Source organism: Nocardiopsis sp. CNR-923 (assembly GCF_001942255.1).
Classification (GTDB): domain Bacteria; phylum Actinomycetota; class Actinomycetes; order Streptosporangiales; family Streptosporangiaceae; genus Nocardiopsis.
Genome location: NZ_MKKC01000123.1, coordinates 1 through 17,843, shown reverse-complemented (window position 1 = coordinate 17,843; position 17,843 = coordinate 1). Strand labels below are relative to the sequence as shown.

Sequence of the window (17,843 nt, the reverse complement as noted above, 5' to 3'; positions counted from 1 at the left end):
CTCTCACTTGACGGTCACACGGTGGCTCGCCTTGTCGCTATAGCCGTCCAGGTCAGATCACCCATCCCGGAGTTACACCACTCCAAGGGACATGACCGATCTCAGCCGACCCACCGCGCCACCACCCGGACTCTTCCACCCGGATCAACAAACGGAAGAAAGAGCAGATCAAGAAACAAGACGGGAGAGAGGGGAACCCACAGGGAGCCCTCCTCGAGGGACAGGGGCGGGCTGTGCCCGCCGCTCGTCGGCGGGGTGCCGCCCGCCCCCTACGCGAAGACCAGAACCCACTGGGTATCAGTCTGGATTGCGATCGGCCCACCCAGACCGGCCCTGACCTGCGCGGATAGTCGCCTGCGGGTGGGCGTTGTAAGCGGCCCGCCTACCGGCGCAGTCACAGGATCACTTGCCGGTCCACTTACCGGCGGAGTTACCGGACCGGTCACAGGACACCGTCCGAGGCCCACCGCGGAACACACCGGACCGCGTCGCCGGTGCGATGGTCGGGCCAGACCACCTCGCCCAACCCCACCACGAGACCACCCATCCCGCCCCTGGCGAACACGCCCCATCCAGGAGGCCCCTCCTCGGGTCAATTCATTCCTGAAAATGCAAGGAAAGAAGTCGAGGAGAATGGCGGCAATACCCGGTTCCACGAGAATAAGCTTGTCTTGAACATCTTCAGGAAAGGGGGCGGGTGACGTTTCGCAGACGTGGTGGAGAGTGAGCCCTTGAGCAGGTGCGGGCGGGGCCACCTCGCGCTCGTCGCGGGCGGCCCCGCCCCCTACGCGAAGATCACTACCCACTTGGGTATGAGTCTGGACACGCGTCGGCCCACCTGAACCCCATGTGACCTGCGAAGATGTTGTTGGAGGGGTGGGCCACAGGGGCGGCCCAGGTGTTGGCCCGCACGACGGCCCACCCGTTGGCCCTGGTTCAAATCGTGTTCACTCGGGATTCAGCAACCCCTCCCGGGCAGGCGCGATACACACCCGAAACCATTCCAGGATTCTCTTCTTGCTGCGCCCCTTTGATAGCGCACGGCCGACCTGTGACACCAGGGCGAGAACGAAGAACAACCCCCGGGGGTGGTGCCGACCACGAGCATGGTCGGCACCACCCCGAAGCGCACGCTCCCACCGATCAGGTGGCCACGTCCTGCCAATCGCGTACGAGGCGGGCCAGCTCAGCGAACTCACCCGCACCGCCACCCTCAGGAACCGGAGCGGGAGCGGACACGGGCGCTGGCTCGTGAACGACGGCCAGGAGGTCGCCGTGACCAACCTCTACAGGCGTTTCGGTACGGTCGCGGAGGAAGCGTGCCTCCGCTCGGGCAAGGTAAGGACGCACCCCACGCACCCCATCGTCGTCCACACACCACCCACGCCGCCCCGTATACGGGTTCCTCTGACGCGGCACCACAGACGCTTCCCCTTGCAATCCAGACCCCCGGTGGGTGCGCGAAGCCTCCCCCGGCCTCTCGCCCGCCGCCTTCTCACAGACGCCGTGCTGGTCTGCCCGAACACGCCGCTTCGGAGGAGATCGGCGATCCTCGGGTTCTGACGTTGGCGGGGCGTTGCGGCTTGTGGGGCCGCAGAACACGGCGGCGAGCACCGCGCCGAGCATCCAGCGCACGTGTTCGCCCCAACCCTGGCGGCGCTTGCGGTGCCGCCCGATAGACTTCCCCACGATTTCCTCCTGATGTATCCAGGTGGGAATCACGCCCTGGGCCGGTGTTCACAGCACCGACCCAGGGCACCCCTTCCATTTCTTCTTCTCCAGCCCCGAGGCGAGGCTGTCCCCTGTCCCTGCGTGGTCGGGCGAGTGCCAATGGCTCCGAGGTCGCGCGCCCTCGGAACTGCGCTTCTCACCCACAAACCCACACAAATAGACACAACACGCCACAATTCCTGAGAAATGGGTGTCAAGCCTGGTCAGGGCTGGTCGATGGTCGCTTGGATGGGGGAGAAACTTCAACCCCTTCCGCCCAGAACAGTCACCAACCCCAAAAGAGGGGTTGGGGTCACAGGTATGCGGCGTCAATCCGGGAGAACACCAGGTCGCTCATCTCGGTGACTTCCCGCTCCCACCGTCGCGGCGGTTCCGGGGCTCCGATGGCCGTGAGGTAGGTCATCGGGTCGTAGTCGTTGGCGATCCGGTAGGTATGAAAGCCCGCCGCCCGTAGTGGCCCGATCACGTCTTCGACTGCCAGCCCCTGTTTGGCCAGAGTTCGCGGTGTGATCTCGATGATCAGTTCGACGTCGGGCCGCAGCAGGTCGAGGAGGGGTGCCAGACTCTGGACCGCTGCGGCTTCGGCTCCTTCGACGTCGATCTTGATCAACCGCGCATCGCGGATCTCGGCGGGTGTGAGGATGTCCGGGAGCGGTGCGGCGTCGACGTGGAAGGCGTCGTGCACGTGCCGTGGCCGGACCGTGGAGGTGCCGCCGAGGTTGCCCGGGTCGGCCAGGAACATCTCCACACGGCCGGGTTCCGCCGCGACAGCCTGGTCGATGGTGCGGACGTTGTGCGCCTCGTTGAGCAGGAGCGTTGCCTGGAGGTGCTGGTGGAAGCGCGGGACGGGTTCGATCGCCGCGACGTGTCCGGTCGGGCCGACGAGGTGTGAGGCGAGCATCGTGTAGTAGCCGATGTTCGCGCCCACGTCCACGAAGGTGTCCCCCGCGTTGAGGCGGTGGGTGATCCACGCGGTCAGGTGGGGTTCCCAGGTGGCGAACGTGTAGAGGTAGCGCTGGATGATGTCGCTGGTGGTGACCGGGACATGGGCGCCGAACCGTGTCGAGGCAGTGGTGGTGACGGGGTTGCGTAGGAGGTCGTCGTCCAGCCAGCGGATGGCGCACTGGGGGATGAGGGCGGGTGCGCGTTGGATCGTGGTTCGTAGAGTTGCTCGTGTGAAGAACTTCATCGGCGGCTCCGAGGAGGAGGGCGTGTGGGACGGGTTCCTACGGTGTTTCTGCTGGTCGGGTTGACCGGGTCGGGCAAGACGCCTACGCGCGCACGGTGCTCGAGCCGTCTGGTGTGGTGCGGTTGTCGGTGGATGAGGAGGTCCACCGTCGGCATGGCCGGTACGGGGTCGACTACCCGGAGTGGGAGTACTTCGAGCGTCAGGCCCCGGTCGTGGACTGGGTTCGCGACCGTCTGGGCGAGCTGCTCTCCCAGGGGCGTGACGTGGTGGTGGACCACGGTCTGTGGCGACGCGGGGAGCGGGAGGAGTGGAAGAAGCTGATCGAGGCCTCAGGGGGCCGGTGGCGGCTGCTGTACTTCCCCGTGGAGCAGGAGGAGCTGCTGCGACGGCTGGGCGAGCGGAACCGCCGCCAGGACGCCAACGCGTTGACGGTGACTCCGGACGCGTTGGCGGACTTCGTGGCCCGGTTCGATCCGCCCGAGGATGAGGGTGAGGAGGTCATCGCCCCTGGCTCGTTCCCGACCGGGCCGGCCGCCACTGGGTGAGGATCGGGTGGGCCTCGTCCTGCCAGGTGGACGGGGTGTGGTCGAGTGTGACGGGCCGGAAGGCGAGTGCGGGGTCGGCGGTGTCGATCCGTCCCTTGTTGTCGCGCAGGTGGGTGAGGAAGCGGGCGGCCTCATGGCGTACGGCCGGGCTGGTCTCGGTCCAGGCACCGGAGGTGAAGCGGGTGATCCTGCGCCTGAGGTCGGCCTCGATCCCGGATCGCCATTTGAAGTGGTGCACCACGGCGACCTGACCGTTGGCGGGGTGGTGTCCGGGGGCGCGGTGGTTGCCCGTGGCGAGGGGGACGTGGGCGCGGGCCAGGACGATCTTGCGGGGGTCGCCCAGCAGGAGCCGGTGGGTGAGCCAACCTCCCAGGGGGTAGGCGACGTCCACATCTTCCCGCAGGCTTTCGTTCTTCTCCGTCGTGGTGTGTTCGTGGGAGGGCCAGGCGGTGAGTTCTCCGGTGCGGGTGACGCGGTCGAGCATGAGTCCCCGCACGACGGTGTGGTCGGCCTGTTCCGCGGTGACGATCGCTTCGTCCAGCGAGGTGGCGAAGGTGTGGAACTCGTCGCTGTCAGCGATCAGGTGCCACTCCTCTCCGGCCTCGGCTCGGAGGCGGTCGCGCAGGTGGGCGTTGGTGGTCTCGTGCCAGGGGCCGTGTTCCACCAGGCAGGGACGATCCCGCAGCGGGCCAAAGCCTCGCGTAGCCGGTGTTCGGTGCCGGGTAGAGCGTGTTCGGGCAGGTGGAGGGCGAGGTGGAAGTCGTCGATGCCGAGGGTGCGGTAGTGCTCGATCCATGCTTGGAGCAGGGGTGTCTCGAGGGGGCCGATCACGGCGATCAGGGGCGGGGTCATGGCATCAGCTCCTTCAAGAGGGCGAGCATCTGGCGTGGGGTGCGGAGCCCGAGGTCCTCGGCAGCGCTGGGCGACGGTGTGGGTGGTGGGTGCGTTGCCGCCTGGACGAGGGCGTCGGCGAGCGCGACCGGGTCGCGGGGAGGGAGGACCGTGGCCCAGGCGCTGACGCGGCGGGTCAGGTCGGGGTCGTGGTCCGAGACCAGGAGCGGGACTCCGAGTCGGGCGCAGTCGGCGACCAGTCCGGACTCCTTGCCCACACCGGGGTGGCGCAGGACAGCGGTGAAGCTGCTGGCCGCGTAGACCTGGCGGATGTCGGCGGATGTGAGTGGGCCGGGCAGGGTCCTCAGCGTGACCTGTGGTGCTGCGGCGATCCGGTGTAGAAGGTTCGGGTCGGTGTGCTCGCCCGCGACAAGGACGTGCAGTGGCTGGGTGAGGCGTTCCAGCGCTGCAACCGTGGTGGTCATGTCCTTGTGGGGCCACCACCCACCCACCAGGCACAGCACCGGCACCGTGTCAGGGATACCGAGCGCGCGGCGAGCCTGGACACGTTCGTCGTCGGTGATCCGCTCCTGGGGTGTGGCCAGAGCGAAAGGGTGGGTGGTGGTCCGCAGCTCGGGGAAGCGTTCACGGACCTCCCCTTCCACTGCGCGAGTGGGGCACACGGCGACGACCTGCATGGGTGGAGCGAGGTACCCGAGTGCCCGTAGGGGGCGGTCTTCGGTGGTGTTCACCTCGTGGACCACCCGCAGGTGCGGGGTGCGTGACAGCAGGTAGGCCATCCCGTGGAGGGCCTCGCTGGCGGTCAGGATCACCACAACTCCGGGCACACTGCCGAGTAGGTGGCGGGAAGTGCGTAGGGAGGCCGCTTCGATTAAGCACCGGGCAACGAGGGTGATCTGGTGCGGCGACCGGCGGTGCGGCAGCAGGCGTCGCGCGATCGCGGCGACCCGATGCGCCGTCTTCCCGAACGAGAGGAGAAGCCTCCCCGCAGATCCGCCAGGCCGGGTGAGCACGAATGCCCCGTGCTCCCGGAGGATGCCGTGGATGTGTGCGGGCAGTCCGTTGAGGGTGACCACGACGGCCTGGTGGCCCTCGCCGGTGGCCGCCGCGGCGAGGTGGACGAGAGCGTCCTGCCAGTGGCCCGCATGCTCAGTGGCCGGTTCAACCAACACCACCGCCCGCCTCAAAGCCGCTCCCGAGCGGAGACAGCCTCGAACTGGGCGCGCAGCCACACGGGATCGTTCAGCCGTTGCCAAACCGGGCTGTTGGCGGGTGTGGCGTGGGCGAACTCGGCACCATCGGCGGCACCGAGCCGCACCCACGAGGTGAACCGGCCTCCGACAGGGGAGGTCCAGGCGCGGATCTGTTCGCGGGTGGTGTCGGGGTCGGCCCCGTACTCGCAGCCCCGGGTGAGCATCGCGACCTCGCGGAAGGCAGCCTTCCAGGCGTGGTAGGGGCTCTGGTCGAAGCGGGTGGTGCCCGCGACCTGGGTGGAGAACTCGACCCTGCCGGGCAGGGCGGCCAGGACGTCGACGGCCTCGCCCAGGCGGCGGAGGGAGTCGCGGCGGATGAGCTTCATGCCGCCGTAGCCGTAGGTGCGGCCGGTGGCGGGGTTGGTGGCCTTCCACACCCGCATCGCCACACCCTCGGGCAGGGGCTCAGGGTCGGGGGTGAAGGTGGGGTGGATGTGGAAGTCGCCGTCGGCGAGCAGGAAGGTGTCGGTATCGGCGAGTTCGGCAGCCAGTTGGTAGGCGCGGCGCATGCCGACCACGCCGTGCAGGCGTTTGACCGGTCGGTCCAGGACGCGTTCAAGGTGGGTGTGCAGGTCGTTGGCGAGGGGCTCGTCGTAGGAGAGCATCACCGCGTCGGGGTGGGGATTCACTGGAGCGCCTCCAGGTAGTCGGCGGCGACCTGTTCGGGGGTCAGGTGGCGGGTGGAGTCGTGGGCGTGGCGGCTGTGGGCGTGCCAGAAGGCGGGGTCCTCCACGAGCCGGTCGACGATCTTGGTCGCCTTGTCGAGGTCGGCTGGGTCGAAGAGCAGGTCCTCGTGGATTGCTTCGGCCATCCAGGCCATGCGGGGTGCGACGACGGGGACGCCCATGGCGTGCAGGTCGATGATCGACATCGACCACGTGCACCCGGGCCGGAACGGCGCGAACCCGACGGTGGTGTCGGCGAGCAGGGTGCGGTAGCGGTCGCGGTCGCCTCCGTCGGTGCAGATGGTGATACCGGGGGTGGCGCTGAGGCGGGCCAGGGCGTGTTCGGGGCTGGGGTCCAGGGCGACGCGGTCGGGGTCGCGGCGGCCGAAGAGGTCCATCACCCGTAGTAGGAGCCCGTTGCCGGTGACCCGGCGGGCCAGGTCGATGAAGTGGTCGGTGCCGTAGTGGGCGTAGAGCCGGTGGTTGTACAGGCCCAGGGCGTGTTCGGGTGCGGTGGCGTCGGCGCGGACGAGCCGGGGGTCGCGGGGCGGGGGCACGATGTGGACTCGGTCGTGGATGTTGGCGCGGTAGGTGTCGGAGGCGGCAAGGGTCCAGTCGTGGGCGGTGCGGGAGTGGACGAGGATCCGGTCGCAGGCGGCCAGGCCGCTGGCGAAGGCGAGGCGGATGGGCAGTTCGAGGCCGCCGTCGCTGAAGGCGGGGTCCTTGACCAGGCGTCCGTGTTCGTCCAGGGAGAAGGGCAGGTAGTGGCAGTAGCCGACGCCTGGGCGGTGCTGTGGGCGTCGAGCATGGCCGCGCGCACCGCGGGGGTGGCTTCGATCTGGTTGACCACGATCGTGTCCGGGCACGTGGCGCGCAGGAGTTGGGCGAGGTAGCCGACGTCGTGGGTGACGCGCACCCGGTACTTGCTGGTAGCGGTGGGTGGGGGCACCATATGGCGCACGCGGGGGTCGCTGACCGGGGTAGGGCAGACCAGGGTGATGTCGCATCCGGCGTCGGTCAGGGCGCGGGTGAGGATGTCGGCGTAGATCCATCCGGAGTCGGCGCTGAGCCGGGAAGCGTTGGAGACGTTGAGCAGGTACAGCAGGGACCTGGACATGGGGACTGCTTTCTTCGTCGGCAACGGAGTCAGTGGGCGAGGAAGGTGCTCGCGGCCAGCAGCGCGTCCACCTCGTGCTTGAGGAAGCGGCGGTGGCCACCGGGGGTTCGGAAGCTGGTGATCCGGCCTTCCTTGGCCCAGCGGGAGACAGTCCTGGAATCCACTCGAAAGGTTCGGGCGACGTCCGTTGGGGTCAGCACGGGGCCGCTGATCAGCGGTTGCGGGGTTGAGTGTTCGTTGGGCATAGGTGTTCTCCGTGAAGAAGAGAGCAGGGTAGGGAGTTCAGCTGTGTGCCGCCGGACGTGTGCCCGGTGCTCGCGCGGCGCGGCCTCGGGCGAGCCGGAGGGTGGCCGTGGTACATGCCGTTTCGGGCGCCGGGACGTGGTCCCTCAGATCAGAGGTCGTGGGGGACGGTCGAAGATCCCCCAGACGGTGAGGGGGCCTCCGGCACAGCCGTCCCACTCCCAGAACAGCGCGAGGTCAGCGAGGCGGTGGAGCCCCGTGCCGATGCCCGGGTCAGGGTTCTCAGGGGGTACTGGGAAGGTGAGTGGCTCGCCTGGCCGGGGTCCGTTGTCGGTGACCGCGAGCCGGTAGGAGAAGGGCTTGCGGGTGAGGCTGATGCGCACCGTTCCGCCGGGGAGTCCGGAGGCGGTGTGTTGGAGCGCGTTGTGGTGAAGGATGCCCAGTGCGGTCAGCAGTGGTTGGGGCTCTACCGGCGGCGGCTCCGACGCGCGGAGCAGCCAGCGGGCGGCTGATCGGACGTGTTCGGGTTCGGGTCCGAACTCCGCGATCCACGTGTTGGGGTCCTCGCAGCTGATCCTGCGCGGCAGACCAGTAGAAGGGTCAGGGATGCTGTCCCGACCTGTCCCGATCCGGGTAATCTTCTGCATGTTGTCACCTGATGTGTCGAGAGCGCATGAGGATGACCGCGTCCCGGGGCTGAAGCAACAGTCGCCGGGACTTCGTCGTTTCTTGGGCGAAGCTCCTCCGATCCACCTCATCTGCGCTCGACCCCCTCACACCCGCCTGGCCACCGGGATAGCGTGCAGGCACTGGAAGATCGAGAACGAACCAGGATGCTCTGGTTCGCCAACCCTCTTCAATAATGACTTGGGATTCCCAACTGTCAAGAGGAATCCTTGATTCGACAGGGAAGGTTAGGATCGGTGCCATGAGACGAGTACCACGCACCCACAGCCCCAGCGTGCGTCGACGGCGACTGTCGGCGGAGCTTCGGCGCCTACGCACCAAGAGCAAGATGACGTTGGAGCAGGCAGCCCAGAGCACCCGTATCCCCAAGAGCCGTCTGGGCAGGATCGAGACCAGCGACCTCAAGACCGTCAAGACGGCCGACTTGGACGCCCTGATGGATCTGTACAAGATCACCGACGAGGGCACCCGGGAAGCTATGCACACCCTCGCCCGGGAGGCGGGTGAGCGAGGGTGGTGGTCGCGCTACCGCGATGTGTTCGGCGAACACGCTCTGCCCGATTTCGAGGCCGAAGCGTCGGTGATCCGCACCTACGAGTGCCAGGTCGTCCCCGGACTACTCCAGACGCCTCGCTACGCGGACGCGCTCGCTCGAGGCACTGCGGCGCTGGACGACACCGAGATCAAGCGGCACGTGGACGCCAGGATGGAACGACAGCAGATCCTGACCAGGTTCTATCCGCCGGAGTACTACGCGGTGATCGACGAGGCCGCGCTGCGCCGACAGCCTCACGATCTCGACATCATGCGGGAGCAGCTTGAGCACCTGGTGGAGGTGTCGACTCGGTCGAACATCCACATCCATGTGCTGCCGTTCAGCGCAGGGCTACATGCCGCGACGATCGGCAGCTTCGTCATCATGGACTTCCCCGAACCCCTGGACCCTTCGATCGGGTTCGCCGAGACTCCTACGGATAGTCTGTTCGTAGAGACCGATCCTGAGCTGGCCCGGTACAACGCCATGTGGCACGAGGTGCACAACGCGGCGTCCACTCCGGCTCAGTCACGTGAGTTCCTCCAGGGTGTCCTGGTGGCGTTAGAGAGTGAACACTGATGCAGAACCTGTCGTGGCGCAAGTCCTCCTACAGCGGTGGAGGAGCGCAGAACTGTGTCGAGGTGGCGGAGCTGCCGACCGGTTCCGCCGTCCGCGACTCCCAGCACCCCGACGACGCGCAGCTGGCCTTCCCTGTCTCGGAGTGGCGCGGCTTCCTCGCCCGGGTAAAAAGCCAGGGCCGCTGACCCTTCCACGTCGCGTTGGCCCCCGGAACTCCTCCTCCGGGGGCCAACGTGCGTCGATTTCTGGCACCCTCTACGAACACCCCACACGGTTGACGGGAGGCGATCCCGGCCCACACGCGGCACGGAGCAGTACAACTCAGACCAGCTCACTGAAGGGCGACGATGTGTCCGATCTCGTCGGCTCCCGTTGCTGGGGCGACCGGCGGGTACAAGAGCACGGCACCTGGAACCCTGAGCAGACGGCCCGGTTCGGACCTACTCGCGGACTCCACGACCAGCCCCGTCTCCACCACAGTGCCCTCCCCTTCCTCCCAAAGGGTGACCTCGGCATCGATGGGGTCACCGTCCGGGCCACGCTCCATCCGAACCCTCACCATGCCCTCATCCAAGGCCACCACGGCATCCACCGGATCCGCAGCGACCGAGTAAAGGACCTGGCCATCGAACCCTCGGAGCTCATAGGAAGAATCCCCTTCCTGTCCCCCACGGGCCAAGTACGTCTCTTCAGTCACGTCGAGAACAGGGCCGGGGCTCTCCGCGACAAGGTCACCGTCCACTATGTCGAAAAGCAGATGATCACTCACCCCCGGAAAGCGGGCCACGAGCACGTCACCGAACCGGGCGACTTCAGGATCAGGAAGAAAGCCTTCGGTGTCCTCCTCAGTGGACTCATACCGCCACAGTTCCTCGCCACTGCCAGGATCCAGCGCGACAAGGGCATGAGTGGCCTGTTGGCTCGGGGAGTAGAGGGCTCCCTCAGACACGTCGTCGGCGCAGTACACGACCAGGACGATCGCGGCGGGGTGGACGATGGAACTGACCTGCCGGGAGAGCCCACCGGCCGTACACGAGGCGGGTTCCTCCTGACCCCATAGGGCTTGCCCCTCTACCAGGTCAGCTACCTCGACCAGTAGACCGTCCCCGTCGAAGTGCCTCCGAACCTGACGTTCATCGTCGACCAGTAGCGATTGACCGTCCCATCCGATGACCTCCTGAACGATCGCGCCAGTGGTGGTGTCGAGTAGAACCGCAGTGGGTTCCGCATCGTCAGCGATGGAGCGCACGACAGCGTGGGTGCCGTCAGCCGAGATTTCGGCGCCAACATCCTCGTCGTCGGAGGCAGGGTACCTCCACAGTTCCTCCCCCGTGTCGCCGCGAAGCCCGATCAAGCCGGCTTCCAGTTCCACCACAGCCCCGACGGGTGTGGGGTGCACGTCAGTAGCTTGCGCCCCCTCGGGAGACTCCCAATCCCAACCCACTTCGGAGACTGAGCTGATCTGACCCGGGGCAGGAACGTCCGCACCACTGGTTCCCCCCGGACTCTCCGGATCAGTACCACCCTGACTACAGGAGGCCGTCAGCAGCACCAAGGCAGTGCCCATGGTCCACGTACCACGCCGGAGAGACATCCTGGACATCTTCATCTGAGAAACCAACCGACCGAGCCCGTCATTCATCCAATGTTCTCCAGGGCCGTGACCGCGTCGCCGTAAACCCCTGTGAAATCATCAATCATTTCCTTGGCTGTCGCCGTTTCAGCACCGGGCCAGACAGTCTCCCAGATCGCCGTGTGCATCGTGTCGATATGGCCGACCACTTCTTCTGACTCCAGTGACTCTGAGCCATCTCTCCAGTGCTGGGGGTCGATGCTGATCTGACCCGTATCGGGATCGCGCATCTGATCGACACCCCCGATCTCGATGAGTCCCTGTTCTTCCAGGACGTTCGCGGCGTGCAGGGTGGACCGGATCTCTAGCGCCATAGGACTGAAGTCGCCACTGGCGTCCCGAGAGACTTCGATATGTTCCTCTTCCAACACTGCCTTGAAACCGAGTTTCATCACTTCAGCGATAGTGGAGACACCAGGGGCGTCGATCTCGCTGAAGGCTGCAGCAGCAAGATCGACGCTTCCACTCATCACAGCATTCTGATAGTCAATGGCACCGTTGGTGTTGTTCACCCTGTTTTCGTGCTCGTTTTGAAGGGCAGTCTCCACCAGCGCCCTGAGGATTCCAGATTCCCGGGCTTCGCCGCGCTCCGGGGGGAACTGGCTGAAGTAGTCTGCCATCCCCTCCTCGGACCTGAAGAACGACGCGCTGTGCAACCGCACTGCGGCTTCCTCGCTGCCCATGATGTACTCGGCGAAGGCGAGTCGGTCCGCAGGGTCAAGGCGCAGATTACCGTTTCGATCATAGCCGTTTTCGATCTGGTGAACGGTCGGGTCCTGCCCACCAGTGATGTTGAATCCGGCGGAGCTCTCCATCACATCGATATTAGCCAGGAAGAGCTCAGCGAAGGAGTCAGCGATCTCTGGATTCAGATGCCCGAAGGACACGTTTCTCCAGGTCACGTCGTGGTTCTCATCTTCGATGTCATGGCCCGTCTGACTGAGGACCTCTTGCATTTCGTCCGAGGTGACGGTGTCGACCAAGGCGAGGAAAGCATCAGACGCCATCCGGTTCTGTTCGGGGTCGTCACTCGCCTGGTAATCGTCGATCCAGTCGGTGATCCCGCGCACCTGACGTCCGTCGTCACCCCAGTCGAAGGTGTACAGCTCTTCGAGGAACCTCTCTGGGGTCATGTGTGTGTGGTTCTCGTGGTGTTCATAGACGGCCCCGTCCTCATACTCGCCGTCGGGTCCGTACTCACCTGGGTATCTCCCCGTGAGCATGATGTGGTTTGCGTCTGGGTTCCGGGAGGCGACGTCGAGCGCTGTACCGAAAGGGCTGTCCGTGATGGACAAGGCGGCACTTTCCGTAAGGTCGAGATGGTCTGCGGCAGTCCCCATGAGAGTGACAGAGAACTCCGTTCCTCCGACTACACCGGACCCGGAGGCACCCAAGAAGTTCATCAGACGGGTGAAGTCGGACTGCCACTCGATGGTGGACCCGAGAACGCCGTATCCGCTATTGGGGAAGGGGTCAGGGTCCTCCATGCCGTCCACGACATCGAGAACGTCCTCAGGCAGTCTGTCGTACCCGCCACCGAGCTCCTCATTCGACAGTGCCAGCATGGCGTTGGACAGTGACAGGCGAAGATCGTTCTTGAGCGTCCCGCTCAGATGTTCGTTCCCATCCATCTCAGCGAGGAAGCCCATGAAATCGGAGTCCACTCGCGGATCGCCGCTCTCTGCCAAACCGTCGATGATCGTTTGCAGGAACGCCATCTCGTTATCGGGAAGGCGTTCGCCCGCTTCCCTCGCTTCCACGGCCCGCCGACTGACGAGGTTCAGCAGGGCAAGGCTGATCTCATCCAGCGTTTCCAGGCTTCCGCCATAGCCGTGCTCCATTCCCTGCTCGATATGAATCAGGAAAGTTTCGGCGTCCTCGTTGGTGATGTGGTAATAATCCAGGTCCTCGGTGGTGTGGTAGCCGATGCCACCCGCACCTCCCGGAAGGTGACCCGCCTCCGTCAGTGCTCGGATATTCTCCGGCGTGGGCCCATCCCGCAGCATGTCCTCGGAGTCGTTACACCTACGTTCCAGGGCTCGCCATGCCTGGTCGGCCATCTCGTTATACTGTTCGACGATCTCAGACTCTTCGGTCGACCCTCTGTAGCGGATCGCCCACCTTAGACCTTCCCTGATCTCATCGATGCGCCGGTCATACCACTGAACGTCGCCATGGACTTTCGAGATCACTCCGTAGGCATGGGTACATGCCATCAGTGAACTGGACCACGCTTCACGATTCTCCTCCGCTGTTCCTCGCAATTCCGTGCTGATGAGCCCGGAGAAGTGGAGTGCGACCGGCTGAGCGATCGTGGAGAATTCGTTCGATCGGCCGCTGATCCGAGCATGCAGGTCCTCCCAGGCTTGCTGGTGGGAGATGAGCCAGCCCGGGTCGATCTGGCATGGGGTGTATTCGAGATCCGCCATTTTTCTGTCCGCTGGTTGGGGGCTACCTGATGAAGCTGGGGCCGAAGTTGACGGGGCGATTGAGTTCGGAGGAGGCGGACGCGAAATCTTCGGAGGAAGCTTCGTCCGTCCGGGCTCCTTCCGTGGCGCCTGCCTGGATGTTGCGCGCGAGGGTGTCGGCGTGTTCTTTGACGTCCATCATGTGGACCTCATGGTCGCCACCGAACGCGTTCCAGCCTTCGACACCTGGGGCTGCGTTCATGATCGACTGGGTCATGCGGACGAGCTGATCGAAATCCTCGGGCAAGTCATGTAGGAGAGCTGCTGCATTCGCGGCAGCCGTTCCACCTTCGTGCGCCTCGTTGGGGTCAACCCCGGCCTCGGTCATCGATGCACCTCATTCCCGTGTGGCCTAACTTGCTTGATCATGAGTCACAAGGTATCGCTACGGGTAGCCGCAGACAGAATCAAACCCGTACAAGCTGGATCAAACCACATGGCCGGATTCGGACATCCGACGGACCAGCCCACTTCGAGCCAGGGATGGAGGCCGACGAGCTCGCTCCGGCCAGCTAACGTGCCGCTAGTGTCAGACGGCCCCAGAAGGCTGCCCAACCTGTCCAACGTCAGCACAGGGAAGGTGCCAGCTGCGCACCGCGGACCTCGCAAGGTGCCATCGGACGCCGCCCACCACCGTTTCGTGCTCCGTTCGTGCTCTTCAGTTCCGTACTGACACGACACCCGGCGACATCACACGGCCTCAGACGGCACGACGGATCGGATGGGGTGACACGAAACGGCACGAAAAGACACGTGGCGGCAACTTCTAATCCGATGGCCGCAGGTTCGAATCCTGCCGGGTGCGCCACAAAACCCCAGGTCAGACGGGGTGAGCCGCTTCAGCTCAGGCGAGAATTCGTGCTGATGGGTCCAGGGTGGGTCCAAGCTGAGTCCAGGACCCGACGCCCCCTGCGCGCTCGCGCACACCGACGAACCCTCCCGGAATCGCGCAGCACCAGCCACGCGGTCCGCTCCGTCGCCTCCCTGGCCACCTCCGGCAGCACACTCGCGTAGGTGTCCGCGGTCAGCACGATGCTCGCGTGCCCCAGCATCGCCTGCACCACCTTCAACTCCACCCCGGCCGCCAACGCCAATGTCGCCGCCCCGTGACGCAGATCGTGCAACCGCACCGGCGGTAGCCCGCTCTCGTCGTTCAGCTTCCGGAACAGGCGCGACAGACGCTCTGGAGCCAACGGGCCTCCACGCGCCCCGGTGAACACGAACTCGCGCGGATCCCACTCCTGCCCGCGCGCCTGTGCCTCCTGCTGTTGCCGCCACTGGTGGCGGCGCAACACCCCGGTCGTGGTGTGGTCCAGGGCCACCATCCGGCGGCTCGCCGCGCTCTTGGGCGCCAACTCCACCAACCCACCCCGGTTGGACTGGAGCTGACGCGCGACACGGACCGTCCCCTTGACCAGATCAACGTCCTCCCACCGCAAACCCACGACCTCGCCGCGCCGCAACCCCGTCAACGCCACCAGGTGGAACAACGCGTACAACCGATGATCCGAGGCAAAGTCCAGGAACTGGCGGGTCTGCTCCTTCGTCCACACCGCCACCGCCGGACGCACACCGCCATGGCGCCACTCGGCCACGGCCTGGTCGGTCCACACCACCGGTCGTGCTCCCGTCCCGGGCTCCAACCGCAGGCCTCGGGCGGGGTTCGAAGGGAGCAGGCGTTCGCGTACCGCGGTGTTCAACGCCGCCCTCAGCGTGGCCCGCACCCGCTGCACCGTCGCCGGGGAGAGCCGATCTCCGGTCGGCGTGGTGTGGTAGGAGATCGCGTCGAAGGCCTGCTGCACCAGGCCGGGAGTCAACTCGCTCAACAGCGCACCGCCCAGGTGCGGGGTCAGGTAGCGGTCGATGTGCTCGGCGTACCCGTTCCGGGTGCGCGGTCGCAACCGGGTCCGGGTGTCCAGCCAGTGCTGGAGCCACTCGGTCACCGTCCACGCCGCCGGATCCCTCTCGGCTGTGTCAAGACCCTGGGCTCGACGTAGGGCGGCGCGTGCGGCCTCACGGGAGGCGAACCCACCACGACGCACCCGACACCGCTCCCCCGGCAGATGTCCCAGATCTACCGCGAAGTACCAACTCCCATGCCCCCGCCGCCTCAGCCCCGGACACACCTGCTCACCAACACCAGAAGCGCGGCACCCGCACCGCTTGAACACCGAACCAGACCCCATGACCGCCACCCCCGAGCCCAGTCTCACCACCACCGGGGCCTGGAGAAACGACACCGAGACCGACGGGCGCTCAGAGGAGCAAGGGCACCATCCGAGGGTGAACAGGTGACGGAAGGCGATCCCGGCACACACCACAGCCTCCATCACACCCGGCACGAAACAACTCCACCCCGCCCCCGTCGGGGTACTTCTTACCTCCGGCGCAGTCAGACAGGACAAACCGCCAGAGACAGCAAACCCGCGTACTCACACGCAGCACAATGGCCACACCTCCACCCGTTAGCTCCCAGAATTGGCCATTCACCTGAAAACGCGCGCCTCATCGGTCATGATGGCCTAGCCACCACTCCCTCCGGCGGAAGAAACCGGGGTCAGACCACGCATGCACCTGCAAAACAGGACCCGAGCAACCTCAGGGAAATCAGCTCTGGGCACGACCCGCCAATCGTACGCACGTCAGCGGAAGCCCACCCGATCTCCCGAGCCCTGACCTTCGGCCAAGTGAGCGGTCCCGCTCACCGTCCCACGCGTGCAGGCCCACCCCTGGCTCCCAATACTGACGAAAGGCCGACCACTGCTCACGACACGTATCGGCACAACGACACGCTCCCTAGCGATCATCCTTCTCGCCCTACTGTTCATGGCCTCGACCGCTGTTCTCGAACCCGACCACGCAGAGGCCAACTCGGGCGGCTACCCCTACGCGACCTACCACGGCCCAGGAACGAACCCGTCCACGTACACGTGGACCGACTCATCAGGCAACGAGTGGTCACCGTACGGCTACGCCTACCGCAACTGCACCGACTACGTAGCCTGGAAACTCCAGTCCTTGGGAGTCCCCGACAGCAGCACCCGCGGGCTGGGCAACGGCGGGCAGTGGGCTGCGCTGGCCGGCGGCAAAGAGGGGCTCACGGTGAGCACCACCCCCACATACGCGGCCGCCGCAGTAAACACCTCCACCGCTGGAGGATACGGTCACGTCTCGTTCGTGGAATCAGTCCACTCAAACGGCACCATCACCGTCTCCGAGTACAACTACGCGAGCCCGGGAAACTACGGCACCCGGACCGGAACACCCTCTGCTCTGGGCATATCGGAGTTCGTCCACTTCGGAGTCGACGCAGGTGGCCAGAACCCCGAACCCGTCGATATCCCACGCTCCGATTTCAGCGGAAACGGCACCTCCGACATCCTGTGGTACGGCCCGGGGGCAGGCCGAGACACTATGTGGTTCGGCAGCGGCCAGAGAGGTTTCGTGACAGGGGTCGATATCGAGGTGAACGGGGACTACCTCCCCGTTCTCGGAGACTTCGACGGCGATTCGCACGCGGACGTCCTCTGGTACGGCCCGGGTGGCGACCACGACAGCCTTTGGTACGGCACCGCTACCAAGGGCGTCTTCGAGACCCGAAGCGTCAACGTCAGCGGTCACTACACCCCCATCGTCGCGGATTTCAACGGAAACGGCCAGGACGACATCCTGTGGTACGGCCCGGGTTCGGACCGCGACACCATGTGGTTCGGCAGCGGGAGCCGCTCGACCAAGTTCGCCACCGGCTTCGACGTGAACGTCAACGGCACCTACACCCCGCTGGCGGGCGACTTCGACGCCGACGGACACGGCGACGTGCTCTGGTACGGCCCGGGAACAGACCATGACGCTCTCTGGTTCGGCACAGGAACCAAGGGCACCTTCTCGACACAGGCGATCTCCGTCAACGGCACCTACCAGCCCTTCTCAGGGAACTTCGACGGGGCCGCGGGCGACGACGTCTTCTGGTACGGGCCCGGTTCGGACCGCGACACCATCTGGCTCGGACAAGGGAACCGAACCTTCACCACAGGGATCGATGCGAGCGTTCACGGAACCTACGAACCGATTCCCGGAGACTTCGACGGTGACGGGGCCTTCGATGTCCTGTGGTACGGCCCGGGTGGCGACCACGACAGCCTCTGGTACGGCACCAATGCCCCAGGCGTGTTCGAGACGCACTCCATCAGTGTGAGCGGTACCTACACCGCGGTCGTCTAGGTCCTGTCTGGAGTTCGAGTTATGGGCGCGGTGCGATGCTGCGGAGCCAGAGCATCGCACCGCATAGGTGCAGCCCGGCCTCGTAGCTCTCCGGGATCTTGTCGAAGCGGGTCGCGATGCCGCGC

The 17,843-nt window shown here is 65.7% G+C and carries 16 protein-coding genes; 4 read left to right on the top strand and 12 right to left on the bottom strand.

Annotation, left to right across the window (positions count from 1 at the left end; genetic code table 11):
* Nucleotides 1-2,023: 2,023 nt before the first annotated feature.
* Nucleotides 2,024-2,920: an FkbM family methyltransferase gene (locus BJF83_RS22260; protein WP_075927848.1), complete on the bottom strand. Its 897-nt coding sequence runs from the start codon at nucleotides 2,918-2,920 to the stop codon at nucleotides 2,024-2,026.
* A gap of 128 nt (nucleotides 2,921-3,048) precedes the next feature.
* Between BJF83_RS22260 and BJF83_RS22255 the strand changes: the two genes are divergently transcribed.
* Nucleotides 3,049-3,465, top strand: coding sequence for an ATP-binding protein (locus tag BJF83_RS22255; RefSeq protein ID WP_262391764.1), 417 nt, complete (start codon nucleotides 3,049-3,051; stop codon nucleotides 3,463-3,465).
* Here the strand turns inward: BJF83_RS22255 and BJF83_RS22250 are convergent.
* From BJF83_RS22250 to BJF83_RS22225, 7 genes are all read right to left on the bottom strand, one after another.
* Entirely contained in the window at nucleotides 3,419-4,129 is a 711-nt protein-coding gene (locus tag BJF83_RS22250) for a hypothetical protein (protein ID WP_262391763.1), read from the bottom strand. The genes BJF83_RS22255 and BJF83_RS22250 overlap by 47 nt on opposite strands.
* Complete coding sequence (locus tag BJF83_RS29875) at nucleotides 4,045-4,317, bottom strand: hypothetical protein (protein ID WP_262391762.1); 273 nt, start codon at nucleotides 4,315-4,317, stop codon at nucleotides 4,045-4,047. Before BJF83_RS29875 ends, BJF83_RS22250 begins: the two co-directional genes overlap by 85 nt.
* Nucleotides 4,314-5,489 carry a glycosyltransferase family 1 protein gene (locus tag BJF83_RS22245; protein WP_262391761.1) on the bottom strand — a complete coding sequence of 392 codons (1,176 nt, stop codon included), beginning with the start codon at nucleotides 5,487-5,489 and terminating at the stop codon, nucleotides 4,314-4,316. The genes BJF83_RS29875 and BJF83_RS22245 overlap by 4 nt, the downstream gene beginning before the upstream one ends.
* 11 nt (nucleotides 5,490-5,500) lie before the next feature.
* A complete protein-coding gene (locus BJF83_RS22240; RefSeq protein ID WP_075927846.1) occupies nucleotides 5,501-6,199 on the bottom strand; it encodes a hypothetical protein in 699 nt (232 codons plus the stop codon).
* Nucleotides 6,196-7,101, bottom strand: a complete 906-nt coding sequence (locus BJF83_RS22235) for a glycosyltransferase family 1 protein (RefSeq protein ID WP_262391760.1) — start codon at nucleotides 7,099-7,101, stop codon at nucleotides 6,196-6,198. Before BJF83_RS22235 ends, BJF83_RS22240 begins: the two co-directional genes overlap by 4 nt.
* A 280-nt stretch (nucleotides 7,102-7,381) precedes the next feature.
* Nucleotides 7,382-7,597, bottom strand: coding sequence for a BldC family transcriptional regulator (locus BJF83_RS22230; RefSeq protein WP_075927845.1), 216 nt, complete (start codon nucleotides 7,595-7,597; stop codon nucleotides 7,382-7,384).
* 144 nt (nucleotides 7,598-7,741) lie between these two features.
* Nucleotides 7,742-8,242 (bottom strand): ATP-binding protein, encoded by a 501-nt coding sequence (locus tag BJF83_RS22225; RefSeq protein WP_075927844.1) that lies wholly within the window; start codon nucleotides 8,240-8,242, stop codon nucleotides 7,742-7,744.
* Nucleotides 8,243-8,523: 281 nt separating this feature from the next.
* On the opposite strand from BJF83_RS22225, the gene BJF83_RS22220 reads away from it, so the two are divergent.
* Both BJF83_RS22220 and BJF83_RS22215 read left to right on the top strand, forming a co-directional pair.
* The gene (locus tag BJF83_RS22220; protein ID WP_075927843.1) at nucleotides 8,524-9,396 is read left to right on the top strand and encodes a helix-turn-helix transcriptional regulator; all 873 of its coding nucleotides are present in this window, start codon (nucleotides 8,524-8,526) and stop codon (nucleotides 9,394-9,396) included.
* Entirely contained in the window at nucleotides 9,396-9,581 is a 186-nt protein-coding gene (locus BJF83_RS22215) for a DUF397 domain-containing protein (protein WP_075927842.1), read from the top strand. Before BJF83_RS22220 ends, BJF83_RS22215 begins: the two co-directional genes overlap by 1 nt.
* A 146-nt stretch (nucleotides 9,582-9,727) precedes the next feature.
* On the opposite strand, the gene BJF83_RS22210 is transcribed toward BJF83_RS22215, so the two are convergent.
* The 4 genes from BJF83_RS22210 to BJF83_RS22195 form a co-directional block, all read right to left on the bottom strand.
* Complete coding sequence (locus tag BJF83_RS22210) at nucleotides 9,728-10,771, bottom strand: PQQ-binding-like beta-propeller repeat protein (RefSeq protein WP_262391759.1); 1,044 nt, start codon at nucleotides 10,769-10,771, stop codon at nucleotides 9,728-9,730.
* A gap of 263 nt (nucleotides 10,772-11,034) precedes the next feature.
* The gene (locus BJF83_RS22205; protein WP_075927841.1) at nucleotides 11,035-13,458 is read right to left on the bottom strand and encodes a hypothetical protein; all 2,424 of its coding nucleotides are present in this window, start codon (nucleotides 13,456-13,458) and stop codon (nucleotides 11,035-11,037) included.
* A 22-nt stretch (nucleotides 13,459-13,480) separates the two neighbouring features.
* Nucleotides 13,481-13,825 (bottom strand): hypothetical protein, encoded by a 345-nt coding sequence (locus BJF83_RS22200; RefSeq protein ID WP_075927840.1) that lies wholly within the window; start codon nucleotides 13,823-13,825, stop codon nucleotides 13,481-13,483.
* A 511-nt stretch (nucleotides 13,826-14,336) separates the two neighbouring features.
* A complete protein-coding gene (locus BJF83_RS22195; protein WP_262391758.1) occupies nucleotides 14,337-15,440 on the bottom strand; it encodes a site-specific integrase in 1,104 nt (367 codons plus the stop codon).
* Between the two features lie 772 nt (nucleotides 15,441-16,212).
* Between BJF83_RS22195 and BJF83_RS22190 the strand changes: the two genes are divergently transcribed.
* A complete protein-coding gene (locus BJF83_RS22190) occupies nucleotides 16,213-17,718 on the top strand; it encodes a CHAP domain-containing protein (protein ID WP_143832033.1) in 1,506 nt (501 codons plus the stop codon).
* Nucleotides 17,719-17,843 lie beyond the last annotated feature (125 nt).

What these genes read in the sequence shown, in the direction of transcription:
- BJF83_RS22260 (WP_075927848.1), bottom strand. Translation starts at nt 2,920, where the DNA reads ATGAAGTTCTTCACACGAGCAACTCTACGAACCACGATCCAACGCGCA.
- BJF83_RS29875 (WP_262391762.1), bottom strand. Translation starts at nt 4,317, where the DNA reads ATGACCCCGCCCCTGATCGCCGTGATCGGCCCCCTCGAGACACCCCTG.
- BJF83_RS22230 (WP_075927845.1), bottom strand. Translation starts at nt 7,597, where the DNA reads ATGCCCAACGAACACTCAACCCCGCAACCGCTGATCAGCGGCCCCGTG.
- BJF83_RS22225 (WP_075927844.1), bottom strand. Translation starts at nt 8,242, where the DNA reads ATGCAGAAGATTACCCGGATCGGGACAGGTCGGGACAGCATCCCTGAC.
- BJF83_RS22220 (WP_075927843.1), top strand. Translation starts at nt 8,524, where the DNA reads ATGAGACGAGTACCACGCACCCACAGCCCCAGCGTGCGTCGACGGCGA.
- BJF83_RS22215 (WP_075927842.1), top strand. Translation starts at nt 9,396, where the DNA reads ATGCAGAACCTGTCGTGGCGCAAGTCCTCCTACAGCGGTGGAGGAGCG.
- BJF83_RS22205 (WP_075927841.1), bottom strand. Translation starts at nt 13,458, where the DNA reads ATGGCGGATCTCGAATACACCCCATGCCAGATCGACCCGGGCTGGCTC.
- BJF83_RS22200 (WP_075927840.1), bottom strand. Translation starts at nt 13,825, where the DNA reads ATGACCGAGGCCGGGGTTGACCCCAACGAGGCGCACGAAGGTGGAACG.